The following is a 12831-nucleotide window of genomic DNA, read 5'->3' as shown; positions in this document are numbered from 1 at the left end:
TTGGCACAATACTGGCGTAATCAGTTTATAAATAGATAACACGTGCAGTATTAATTTATGGATATTGAAACAACGCTCAATAGCAAAGCTAAAAGTGGATATCGCAGCAAAATAAGCTGGGTGTTCGTTGTGGTGGCTTTAGCATTTTTGTTATTTGGCCTGCAAAAATGGTTAAGCCCAATTAGTCTGGCTGCCTCGCAATTGCAAGTTGCTGAAGTTGTTGGTGGTGATTTTGCGGTAAAAGTGCGGGGGTTTGGCCGTTTAAAAGCAAAGTACCAACGTTATTTAACTCATTCAGATGTTGCTACGGTTGAGGCGATTCATGTTTATCCGGGTACTCGAGTTCAAAAAGATACGGTGATTTTGAGCTTAGCCAATCCAGCGCAAGCACAGCGTTTATCGGTTGCAAGGTTGGAGCTTGCACGGCAAAAGGCGCAGTTGAACGAGCAAAAAATCAATCAAAAAAGCCAAGTTCTAGAGCACGAAGCCGGTTTAACGCTACTACAAAGTGAACTTGAAAATGCACAATTGCGCGCAGAGGCAGAAAGCCAGCTAATAGACCAAGGTATTGTTTCGCGCCTTGATTACAAGCGCAGTTTGCTTGCTGTAAAGCAGCTAAAACAACGTGTGACCATTGAGCAGCAACGTTTAGTGCAGCTGCACGCAATGCAGCGTGAGCGTACTAAAGTGCAACAAGAGTTGTTACAGCAATTTGAATTGAATTTTAATGTGCAGCAACAGGCGTTTAACGAATTACAAGTAACCGCTGGCATTGATGGTATGTTGCAAGAGCTTACTGTAGAGCTTGGGCAAAACTTAAGCCCAGGAACACGCCTTGGCGTGGTCGGTTCCGATGCGGCGCTCAAAGCTGAATTGCTTATTCAGCAGGCCGATGCTGAGAAGATTACGTTAAATATGGCAGCTAAAGTAAATACTTTTAGTCGTGAAGTAGATGCTATCGTCACGCGTATCGATCCAATTGTCACCGAAGGGCGAGTGATGATTGAATTAGCGCTGCTGGGGGATTTGCCCGCTAATGCTCGGCCTGATTTAAGCATTGAAGGTTATGTAATTACTCAAATAATTCCCAATGCCTTACTGGTAAACCTACCACAAGGTGTGAAACCCCATTCGACCCACACACTTTTTAAACTTAATACCAACACCCATTTAGCGCATCCGCAAGCGATTGAATTTGGTACACTCAGTGACAATAAAATTCAACTTCTGCAGGGCGCAGCGGTGGGCGAGCAGCTGATCATTTCTGATTTATCAAAATGGCAGCATTTGGCAACTATAAAAATAGAACAGGACAGTTTATGAACTCAAATACGCTTATTTCGTTAAAACACATCGCCAAGGTTTACCGCAGCCAAAATGTTGAAACCTACGCCCTTAAAAATATCAGCCTTGAGGTTCAGCAAGGTGATTATATTTGTATCAGCGGCCCTTCAGGAGGCGGTAAATCGACTTTGTTGTCATTATTAGGCCTACTTGATAGCCCAAGCAGCGGCCAATATTTTATTAAAGGGATTGATACTTCGAGTTTAGATATGGATAAACAAGCAGAGCTGCGAAATTTACATATTGGCTTTATTTTTCAGTCGTTTAATTTAATAGATGAGCTTTCGGTTTTTGATAATGTGGCTTTGCCGCTGACCTATCGAGAACCGGCCATGAGTCAACCTGAGATTGATAACGCGGTAAAAAAAGCCTTAGCAGAAGTTGAAATGGGCCACCGTTTGCAGCACAAACCCAATCAGCTATCAGGTGGGCAGCAGCAGCGGGTTGCCATTGCACGGGCACTGGCGGGTAGCCCAAGTATTTTATTAGTGGATGAACCAACGGGTAACCTAGATTCAAAAAATGGCGATGCAGTGATGGACTTGCTCGATGCGCTGAATCAAAAAGGCACCACGATTTGTATGGTGACCCATGATTTACGTTATGCAGGGCGGGCAAAAACTCAGCTGAAATTACTTGATGGTGAAATTATCGCACACACAACAGCGCGTGCCACACGCCCAGTTGCCGAGGGGGTGTAACATGGTGAGTTTGATAAAAACCCGCAGCCAACTGCGCTTGGCATGGGCATCGTTAAAAAGCGCACCGGGGTTTGTTGCTGCGGTTGTTGCGACTTTATCGCTGACCTTAGCCACGCTGTTTGTGGTGCTGAGCCTAGTAAACAGCTATTTTTTGAAGCCGCTTGATGTGTTTGACGAAACCCGCATGGTGGTGGTTGAGCAAAGTCTCACTTATGCCGATTACGATGCCGTTGGCTTTCAAAGTTATCAATCGATGGTGCATTGGTTTAAGAACAATAAATCTTTTGAAAGTGCGTTTATTATCAATGCTGATGAAATGATCTTTAAAAATATTGTAGGAGAACCAAAAGAAGATATTTTATATGTCAGTGGTGAGTATTTTAAACTACTCAATACAAAGTTTATCCTCGGACAGCCTTTTAAAAATGGCGAAACACTAGATCAAATTGATGATAGCGTTGTTATTTCAGAGCGTTTCTGGCGTGAGCACTTAGACAGTAATCCCGATGTCATTGGCACCCCATTACAAACATTAGGGAGTATTTCATACACTATTAGTGGCGTTGTTTCTAATGAGTTTAGTCCGTCATACATGATAAAAACAGGCTTAGTAGATGTGTGGCTACCAATGAGCGCAGATCGCCGTTTTTTTCACAATGATGACTGGCAAAGTCCGTGGACCAACACGTTTCGAAACTTAAAATTGATTGCAGTATTAAAGCCGGGCGTTAACAACGAGCAAGTAAAAACCGACTTAAAAGCCCAAATTGATACCATTAAATCTGAGTGGCTCAACAATGGCGGTATTACTGATGTGAACCCTGTTGTCACGCCTTATCGTGAAGCTGAACTGGGTAATAATGATGAGCTTAGTTTAATGATGCTTGCTGGCGCATTAGGCTTATTTATTATTGCTGTACTTAACGTCAGCACGTTGTTTTTCTCGCGTGCTTTGGCACAGCACAAAACATTAGCACTGCAAGCTGTACTGGGTGCCAAACGTAAAATTTTATTTAATAGCATCCTACAGCAATCACTGATATTGATGACTATTTCAGTCAGCATTGCACTCTTTTTATCTGTGTGGGGAATTAGGCTCTTTAAGGTGTTAGCTGAAGGCCGTTTGCCGCTAGTCAATAGTTTAGCTGTCGACACTAGCTTGGTGCTCATTGCCATTGCTATCTGTGTTGCCTTGGCGTATGTATTCTCAGTCATTACGGCTCGCTTAGTTAACTACAAAACACTAAATAGTCAAATGCAAAGCAGCGGTAAAGGCGGTGTGTCTCAAGTATCTGGCCGTACTGTGCGTATACTGATCGCAAGCCAAATGTTTGTTGCTGCTTTATTGGTTAGCTTCTCCATTATGATTGTCAGCAAAGCGCTTGATACCATTAATCGCCCACTCGGTAGCGATACTGAAAACTTATACTTTGCTCAGCTTTTTCAAGCTGATAACAATGCAACACTGCCAGAGCGTTATGAACAACTTAAGCAATATCAACACGTGCTGAAAAATAGCGAAGGCATCAAAGATGTGGCAATTGGCCATAGCCCAGTATCACCAAGACAAAATGCCAACACACTGACCGATGTTGAAGGCAAAAGCTCCATTTTCTTTCCAAGCCAATGGGTTGGGCCTGATTACTTTGATTTAGTGGGTACCAAAATACTTGCTGGCCGCACTTTTAGCGAGCAAGCCATGCGAGGGGAAACCAATGAGTTGTTGGTATCTATTAGTGTGGCAAAATGGTTATTACCCGATCAGGAATACACAAAGGTTATCGGTAAAAGCTATAAGGGGTTAGAGGATAAAATGTTTGAAATAGTCGGCGTCACCGACGATTTTAATCACCCTAAATATTATGATGAATCGCTTGGTAGACACATGTGGTGGCCTGCGCAACCTTGGAGCTATATGTTTACCATTGCAATGGAAGACGGTGTCACGCTTAACAGTGAAAAAATATTAAATCTACTCAGAGAAGCCAATAGTCATTTAACGTTATGGCAATTTAAAGACTTACAGCAAGAGTATGACGGCTTACTTTACATGAGCCACTTAACGGTTGCTTTGTGCAGTACCTTGGCACTATTTACGTTAGTATTAGCGGCAATTGGGATATTTGGCGTATTAAGTTACAACCTGGGTTTGCGTCGTTATGAATTTGGTATTCGCATGGCGCTCGGGGCAAAAAAAGCGCGTTTAATTAAATTGATGAGCAAGGAAGCGGTCATTCCTGTGTTAATCGGCTTTAGCCTTGCGGTGATGGTGTTATTGGGTGTTACTGCTCTTTATCAGGCCCAATTCGCCAGCTGGGCAGTGATGGATATGGCATTGCAATTGCTGGCATGGGGCATCACCCTGCTGATAGCGCTCATCGCATGTTTTAGGCCGTTATGGTTATTGATTAAGGCCAAGCCAATGGCTGCGCTACGCAATGAATAAAACGGCAGATTAACACCCGCCAAAAAGATTGATCCACAAAGCAAAAGCCTAGCACTTTTGCTTTGTTATTTAAAAAAGAGTGATTATGAACACGATTTTAGTTATTGATGATCAGGCCGATGTGCGCATGGCTGCAATTATCGCGCTTAATCAAATGGGATATCAATGTATTGAAGCGCAAGGCCCAGAACAGGCGCTTGATACGATCGCCAGTTGTAGTATTAGCCTGATTTTATTGGATATGAATTTTAAGCTCGACACCACATCGGGCGAAGAAGGGTTACGCTTTCTTCAGCAATTAAAGGCGCAGCAAATGTCTATTCCTGTGGTGGTGATGACGGCGTGGGCGAGTGTGGATGTGGCGGTGCAAGCCATGCAACTAGGTGCGGTAGATTTTATAGAAAAACCTTGGAACAACATGCGCTTAATCTCGATTGTACAGCAGCAACTTAAACAGCAAAAAATCAGCCATGAGAATGCTTGTTTTAAAGCGCTACAGCCGAGTAATCAGGATGACTATATTGCAGATTCTGCCGTGATGCATCGTTTGTTAATTCAAGCAAAACGGGCAGCACAAACCGATGCCAGTATTTTAATTACGGGCGAAAATGGCACTGGTAAAAGCTTGCTGGCACACTACATTCATCAGCATTCAGCGCGAAAAGATCAGCGTTTTGTCAGCGTTAATATTGGCGCGATAGCGCCTTCGTTATTTGAAAGTGAATTATTTGGCCATAAAAAAGGCGCGTTTACCGATGCCAAAGAAGACCGACTCGGGCGGTTTGAAATAGCCGCTGGTGGCACGTTGTTTTTAGATGAGATTGCAACATTACCTCTTGAATTACAAAGTAAAATGCTACGTGTACTTGAAAGTCAAGAATTTGAAGTGCTCGGTTCAAGCCAAACTCAGCAAGCCAATGTGAGGATTATTGCTGCAACCAATGCTGAGCTTGCAAGCAGTATTGAGCAAGGTGAATTTCGCAGAGATTTATTTTTTCGCCTAAATACCATCGAGCTGCACATTCCGCCACTGCGAGAGCGACCTGAAGACATTATTGCTTTGAGTGCTCATTTGCTAACCGTGCACAGTAAAAAATACCAGCGAGTGGGGTTATTTTTTTCATCCGCAGCGATGCAGTGTTTAACGCAGTACGACTGGCCGGGTAATGTGCGCGAATTGAGCCATTGCATTGAGCGTGCGGTGATAATGAGTGATGATTTAGAGATTAAAGTGTGTGATTTATCACTGCAACAAAGCGCAGCTAGTGCTTCGTCTGAACTGCCGCTTTTACCACTTGATGAGCTAGAAAAACAAATGATAGTCAAAGCAATTAAAGAATTTAACGGCAATGTAATCGCAGCAGGCGAATTTTTAGGGTTGAGTAAATCGGCGATTTATCGGCGCATTGAAAAATTTCAGCTTGATTTAAAAGAATTGGAGCGATAAATGCCCCGTGATGCATCGTTTGAAAGGCGTTTAACGCAGTTATTTAGCATCGTTTTTGTTGTATTGATAATCATGGCGGGATTGCTTGCGTATGCGTGGTCGTTTGATTGGTTTACGAGCTTTACGCTGTTACTGCCTTTTTTAGCTGTTAGCTTATGGGCGCTGAGTAAAAGTTATCAACGTGTGATTGACCTCATAGAGCGCTTGGGTTTGCAACTGGATGCCTTGGCCTATCAAGAAACCAATAGCTGGCATTTGGCGCAATATGCTGGCGGGCGCCTTGATGGTTTGAAGGCTGATTTTAAAAAAGTCGCTGATACCATCGCCAATAAAAAACGTGAGCATAGCCAAACAGAAGAGTTGGTGTTTGAGTTTGTTGCCATGCTTGATTTACCGATTGTGATCCTTGACCCTCATGGACATGTTTATTCGGGCAATGATGCGTTATTGGCGGCATTGCAATTACAGCGTGTTGAAGGGTTAAGTGCGCAAGATATAGGGCTTGTACGCACGCGTGACCATTGGCAGCAAAGTGAACATGCTGATTTTAAAGAGCGATTTCAAATATCGAGCCATCGATTTTGGCGCTCGGGTCGGTGTTACGAATTGCTGGCTTTTTTCTCGATTGAAACTCAATTACGCGCCAATGAGCAGCAAGTTTGGCAACGTTTAATTCGGGTCATTAATCATGAAGTGCGCAATTCGCTCACGCCAATTTATTCGATGAGCCAATCGTTATTGCATTTAAAAAAGCAAGGGCAGCTGGGTAAAGAAAATGACTTGGCGTTTGATATGTTACAAGTAATTGAAAAGCGGGCTCAGCATTTACTTGATTTTGTCGCCAGCTACAGTGCGTTTTCGCAAGTTAGTGCAGCGCAAAAAAAATCAGTCAGTAGTCATCACATTAATCAGCGGTTACACGCGATATTTCCCGAGCTCGAATTAGTGAGCCTGCAGAATATTACGTTTTCGGTTGATTTAGGCCAGTTAGAGCAAGCACTGATTAATTTAATAAAAAATGCAGTTGAGGCGTCAAATGGCATCCCGCCTAAATTATTTTGGCAGCAACAAGGAAATAATGTTGTTATTAAAATTGTTGACCAAGGGGTTGGCATTAAAAATCCAGATAATTTATTCGTGCCGTTTTATACCACCAAACAGCAAGGTGCAGGTATTGGCTTGGTGATAAGTCGGGAGTTGATCCGAAACCAAGGCGGTGATCTCTCTTTAAGGCCAAATATCGATGGCATTGGCACGGAGGTATTGATTGTATTGCCGCGTTAATTAGGCAAGACAAAATAGCAGTCCATAAAACTCAAAAATGGTATTTGTTACTATACTGACTCGATGGGTGTTATTGAGGTGTGTTATGAAGCGATCTCGCAGTGTTTTGTCCTTTTGTTTATTTTATGTATTACTTGTTTTAAGTCAGAGCAGTTTGGCAGGCCAAAAAATACCTACCCACAAGCCACCTGTTGTTATTGCTGTAAATGAATGGGCCAGCCAACGTGTATTGTCACAGGCGGTGGGGGCTTTGATTCAGCAATTAGGTTATCCTGTTGAATACCAAGATATTTCAGTTGAAAACCAGTGGGGGGCACTTCGCCAAGGTATTGTTCATGTGCAAATAGAGGTCTGGCAAAGTTCATTGACCGATGTCTTGGTCAAAGGGTTGGCCAAAGGGTGGTTTGAAGACCTAGGTAACCATGATGCGATTGGCCGCGAGGAGTGGTGGGTGCCTGAATACGTTTTAGCGTTGTGCCCCGATTTGCCTAATTGGCAAGCGTTAAATCGTTGTGCAGCATTATTTTCAACTGAAAAAAATCCCAAACAAGGTGTGTTTTTTACCGGCCCTTGGAATGCGCGCCATGCTGAACTGATCCGTGCTTTAAATTTAAATTTTCGCATCGATCGTTTACCAAGCGCAACGCCACTGTGGCAAAAGCTCAAGCAGGCCGTTGAAAAAAACAAACCGATTGTATTACTGAATTGGACGCCTAATTGGACCGACTTATACGTTAAAGGCCAGTTTATTGAATTTCCAACGTATGAACCTGATTGTGAACTGAGGCCGAGCTGGGGTGTTAATTCTATGATGACCCATGATTGTGCAAGTCCAGCAGCCAGCCAAATTAAAAAAGTGGTATGGACGGGAACTGAGCAGACGTGGCCTTGTGTTTATCAATTATTAAAAAATATTCATTTTAGTCATGAAATGATAGCCAAAGCATCAGCATTAAAAGAGGTTGATCAACAAAGTGAAGCACAGGCAGCACAGCGGTGGTTAAAGCATTATCAGCCGCAAGTTGCAGCTTGGATGCCTTTAGGGTGCACAGCTAAAAGTGTTTACTAATCACGTGGATATAAGCTTTACAGATGCGTGATGATAGCCACATTAGCAATCTCACAAGGTGTCTCTGTTTGAGAATGGTGTTTTTGTGAAAATCACTTTTGGAGAGATTATGGTTCGGATTTTTTGCGCTTTAATAGGTTTATATTTTTCTTGTAGTACTTTTGCACAAAAGCCAACACTGAACTTTTATACCGAAGAGTCTCCACCTGGAAATTACCTTAATGAATCAGGTATTTTAGTGGGTTCGAGCGTTGAAATGATTGAGGAGCTCAACCGCTTAGCGGGGTATCGGGTTAAAAGCCATGTTGTACCTTGGACACGAGCTATGAATACGGTGTTGAATACTCCTAATAGTGCGCTTTATTCAACGTCACGTACTGCTGAACGTGAAGACCAATTTCACTGGGTTGGCCCTTTATTGCGCGTGAAATGGGTGCTGTACAAGCATCGTCGTTCATCGTTAAAGATTGCCACACTTGAGGAAGCTAAAAAGCTGCATTCTATTGCTGCCACTCGAAACGATGCCAAAGCAAATTATTTGCTTAGTTTAGGATTTAATAATTTAGATTTATCTGAAGATAATTTTGGTCGAATTCGTAAACTTTACGCTAATCACAATGACGTGATTTTAACTACTAACTTGGGAATACAGCGTCTTGCTGAACTGGCTCTTTTAGATCCTAAAGAGCTTGAGCCAGCTTTTGAAATTAAAAGTAATAGTATTTATTTAGCTTTCACAAAACAAACAGACCCCAAAATTATAGTCGCCTATCAGCAAGCCTTTGAGCAATTGTCTCGCTCTATGGTGTATTACGAAATCTTGGTTAAATGGTACGGTGAAAAACCAGCTCAGGACATTATTAACAGTTTATAGTTTTATCTGTATTAGGTGAATCAAGCATACGGCTTCATTATCTCAACAAGTTTGTGTATTTCGGTTTCATCATTATAAATATGAGGTGAAATACGAATGCCATATTTACGAACATCTACGCTGATATTATTTTTGCGAAGAGCGGTTAATACGGCTTCCTGCTTATCGGCAAAATTTAAAATACACGTACCGCTAGCAAGAGTCAGGTTTGTTGGTGAGACGCAATAGGGTGTAAATGTGTCAATAATCGGCAGCAGTAATGCCTGATTGTGAAAGTGGATTTTTTTTATGCTGAGTTTACTAACGTAATGGATGCTATTGGCAGCAATAGCAAAAGGTAAAATAGAGGGGGTACCGCCCCAAAACTTAAGTGCGCTTGAATGGTAGCGAAAGTGATGGCTATTAAACTCAAATGGATCTTGATGTGAAAACCAGCCAACATCTTTGGGCTCGCATTGGTTTTCTCGTTTCGGGTTAACCCATAAAAACGCAGCGCCAGGTCCTCCACACAGCCACTTTACGCTTGAGCCAATCACAAAGTCGGCATCAATGCGGCTAATATTCAGAGGTATCACGCCCGCCGATTGTGCGCAATCGATGATGCTAATAATCCCCATCGCTTTTGTTTTTGCAACAAGCTCTTCAATAGGTGCTAGTTGGCCTGTGTTCGAATAGGCATGGCAAATAAAAACAGCATCGAGGTCGTCGGTTAAGTAGGGCTGCCAGTTAGCAAATTGAGTTAAGTCGGTTTGCTTAGGAATAAATCGGATGGAGGCGTGTTGATGTAAAGCATGTTGAAATGCAAACGCCATACTTGGAAAGTCATCTTCACTCATTAGTATTGTGGTATTGGGTTGTTGTAATTGTGCTAATGAGCCGATAATTTTAGTGAGTGCACTGGATAAATTCGTTTGCGGGCAAAAGTCTTCTGCTTGCGCATGAAAAAGCTGCGCCAGTGCAGTTTGAAAGTTACTGATTGCCGCCAGCCAGTCGGGCCAAGGTTCTCGATTAGATTGTTGCCATGGGTCTAAAAAAGTATGTTGGATTACATCATGGCAATTACGAAGCGGTCGGCCGACAGAGTGACTTAATAAATAAATACCATCGGCTAAAATAAATTCTTCTTTATGATTCATCACACTACCTTAGTATTGCTTTTAATTTTTCTAAATCGTTAAAACGTGTCGAAATATCATCTCGCTGAGCGCCAGCACGGCGATCACGCAACTTTGTTAAGCTATTTAGTAACACTTGCAGTGGTGGGCCACTCGCTGTTAATGCGGCCATTTGTGCTGGTTTTAGTTGTGTTGCAGGTTGGCAAATATATTTTTCAACTAATTGATTGTGATGCTGAATAGCGGTGAGTCCATGCCAGTGGCAAAGCGTTAAAAAGAGTGCAAGGTGCTCTTGATACCAAGGTTGATGTTGCTCTGCACTCAAAGCAAGAAATTGATCAAGCATATTGGGTTGGCGCATGCAGTCACGCAAGATGGCCTGATCTTCGGGCATCATGTATAAAAATTTGTCGACTAATATTTGTGAATAACTCGGGTCATTACCAGCACATAACCCAGTGAGTAAATCGATGACATTTATGCCTGCAAAGTCACCTGCATTGGCTCCTCGGTAAATTAAACTGCCTACCCGATGGGGTTTGTAATAAGGTCGTACGCAGTAAAAAAATCGCTCTGTATCAAGCGCATTAAATAGCTGTTCGTTATGGTTATGTACATTTTGCAAGGCGACTATCGCAGATTTTAACAACTCGGCAGTCGCAGGGTGCGATAAACCTAAAGGCATAATTCGCAGTAATGAATCAGCCGCTTGCTTATACGCTAAAATGCCTTTGGTATTAAAATCAATAAAGGTTTTTTCGTCTGCTAAGGTTGTGAAGCGCTTATATACCCCATTAATAGCTTTGTTGTGCGTTGTAAGATGTGCAGTGCTAAAGCGAGGAATGACTCCAAGAGATGCACCAATGTGCATTGCCAGCGCGCTTGCTTGTTGCAGAGGTGAGTGAGTTTCACGGCTAGGTTCAGTAATTTCATGGCGCCGGCAAGCGGCCATATATAAGCCAACATTACCTAGTAAATCAAATGCATGGTCAAAGCCTTGGTCAGTATTGCCTTCGGCCAATAGTTGGACAATCAATTCTTTACCTTGGTGCTCAAGTTGTTCTAGCAGTGGTTTAGCGCTTGGTGCGATTAAAGTTTTGTCTTCTTGTTGCCAGTAAATGTCCTCAAGGGCGGTGTTGAGGTCAACAAATTCATGGCGGATCCAATAATCAAATTGATTAACGTTATCAGTCATAGGTGGTTACTATTGTTATTTTAATCATAACCATCATAGCAGAGAGGAATTATTTCACCTTAAATCACCTATCAGAGAAAGGTCGCTATTAATAGTTACTCGTTTTTTTGAATATCTTATGTATAAATTTCGTTAAATATTGCGTGTTGCGCGTAGTATTTTGAGTTAATATTTTTCTTTATTGTCTTTGTAATTGTTATTGCATCGTGCGTTTTATTGATTGTTGAGAGTAGTGCCGAATGAAATCGGATTGGTGGTCAAATTTTATAGATCTGCAATCATCGCAAGATATTGAGATAAAAAGACAAAAGTTAGTATTGTATTTTTCGAGTTACATTGGCGGCGGCATTTTATTTTTGTTTTATCTGCAGCATGTTGCCAGCCAAGATTCTCTCCTCACATGTATTTTATTATTAAGTTCTGTGGTGGTGTTGAGTAATGCAGTTATTTCGCATTTTCACTCTTATTTTCGCTTATCATGCTACATCAATGGGTTGGGTGTTGCAGCGCTAATGATGGGGTTGGTATTCAGTGGTGGCCATGAAAATACCGCGCTCTATTGGCTTTACCCTTTTCCGTTGGTGTATTTTATTTTATTTGATTACCGAAAAGGGCTCGTAGCTAACTTATTCATATTCTCCGCAATTTTATATTTACTCTATCAGCCAGATTTGATTTTGGCCGACTATAGAATTGAAGAGAAGTCACGTTTTATCGCCTCGTATTTAGTGACTATTTTTCTAGCTTTTGTAACTGAGTACTTACGGTATCGCAGTCATCAGGAGCTATCAAATATTAATTATCAGCGTCAAAAGCAAGCCAATACAGATCCGCTTACTCTGTTACCTAATCGCCGTTTTTTAGATTCAGTATTTTTTGTCAATGCACATCGTGAGCCAGAACATTACTTTCCTATGGTTGTGGTGATGGCTGATATCGATTTTTTTAAGCGAGTCAATGACACTTATGGTCACGATACCGGAGACCACGTGCTCAAGCATGTTGCCAATTTGCTCAAATCAAATCTACGTGGGCTTGACGTGGTCGCGCGTATCGGCGGAGAAGAGTTTTTGATGTTATTGCCTCGAACAGCCCTGTGTGATGGGATTTGTGTTGCTGAAAAAGTGAGGGCGGAGTGTCAAAGTAGCCCTTTTCATCAATTTGATAATTTAAAACAAGTTTATATCGATTTAACCGTGAGTTTTGGTGTGGCAGAGGCGGCATCCGCGACGCAATTAAATAGTGCAATTATGGCTGCTGACAGCAAGCTTTATCTCGCCAAAGAGCAAGGGCGAAATCAGGTTCAAGGCTAGCAGTGTCTGGTTAATAATTGACCAGAAAATCCCCTTTGTTACT

At 42.2% G+C, this 12831-nt stretch carries 10 protein-coding genes; 8 read left to right on the top strand and 2 right to left on the bottom strand.

Annotated features, from left to right (window positions below):
- Nucleotides 1-57 precede the first annotated feature (57 nt).
- The 7 genes from AC3KZC_RS16710 (at nucleotide 58) to AC3KZC_RS16680 (ending at nucleotide 9165) form a co-directional block, all read left to right on the top strand.
- A complete protein-coding gene (locus AC3KZC_RS16710) occupies nucleotides 58-1323 on the top strand; it encodes an HlyD family secretion protein (RefSeq protein WP_490578566.1) in 1266 nt (421 codons plus the stop codon).
- Nucleotides 1320-2045 carry an ABC transporter ATP-binding protein gene (locus tag AC3KZC_RS16705; RefSeq protein WP_490578565.1) on the top strand — a complete coding sequence of 242 codons (726 nt, stop codon included), beginning with the start codon at nucleotides 1320-1322 and terminating at the stop codon, nucleotides 2043-2045. The genes AC3KZC_RS16710 and AC3KZC_RS16705 overlap by 4 nt, the downstream gene beginning before the upstream one ends.
- A gap of 1 nt (nucleotide 2046) precedes the next feature.
- Complete coding sequence (locus tag AC3KZC_RS16700) at nucleotides 2047-4491, top strand: ABC transporter permease (protein WP_490578564.1); 2445 nt, start codon at nucleotides 2047-2049, stop codon at nucleotides 4489-4491.
- Nucleotides 4492-4576: 85 nt separating this feature from the next.
- Nucleotides 4577-5938, top strand: a complete 1362-nt coding sequence (locus tag AC3KZC_RS16695; RefSeq protein WP_490578563.1) for a sigma-54-dependent transcriptional regulator — start codon at nucleotides 4577-4579, stop codon at nucleotides 5936-5938.
- Entirely contained in the window at nucleotides 5939-7222 is a 1284-nt protein-coding gene (locus tag AC3KZC_RS16690; RefSeq protein WP_490578562.1) for a sensor histidine kinase, read from the top strand.
- A gap of 85 nt (nucleotides 7223-7307) precedes the next feature.
- Nucleotides 7308-8291, top strand: coding sequence for an ABC transporter substrate-binding protein (locus tag AC3KZC_RS16685; RefSeq protein WP_490578561.1), 984 nt, complete (start codon nucleotides 7308-7310; stop codon nucleotides 8289-8291).
- 109 nt (nucleotides 8292-8400) lie between these two features.
- A complete protein-coding gene (locus AC3KZC_RS16680; protein WP_490578560.1) occupies nucleotides 8401-9165 on the top strand; it encodes a substrate-binding periplasmic protein in 765 nt (254 codons plus the stop codon).
- 20 nt (nucleotides 9166-9185) lie between these two features.
- Here AC3KZC_RS16680 and AC3KZC_RS16675 read toward each other — a convergent pair whose 3' ends face one another.
- Nucleotides 9186-10301, bottom strand: coding sequence for an aminotransferase class V-fold PLP-dependent enzyme (locus tag AC3KZC_RS16675; RefSeq protein WP_490578559.1), 1116 nt, complete (start codon nucleotides 10299-10301; stop codon nucleotides 9186-9188).
- Between the two features lie 4 nt (nucleotides 10302-10305).
- Nucleotides 10306-11475 (bottom strand): PrnB family protein, encoded by a 1170-nt coding sequence (locus AC3KZC_RS16670; protein ID WP_490578558.1) that lies wholly within the window; start codon nucleotides 11473-11475, stop codon nucleotides 10306-10308.
- A gap of 239 nt (nucleotides 11476-11714) precedes the next feature.
- Here AC3KZC_RS16670 and AC3KZC_RS16665 point away from each other — a divergent pair, with 239 nt between their 5' ends.
- On the top strand, nucleotides 11715-12788 hold the full coding sequence (locus AC3KZC_RS16665) for a GGDEF domain-containing protein (protein WP_490578557.1): 1074 nt from the start codon (nucleotides 11715-11717) through the stop codon (nucleotides 12786-12788).
- The last annotated feature ends 43 nt before the right edge of the window (nucleotides 12789-12831 follow it).

It is taken from the genome of Pseudoalteromonas sp. J2K-J031, from assembly GCF_058197095.2.
Note: the sequence above shows the minus strand (reverse complement) of the source record. Positions and strands in the feature narration are given on the sequence as shown.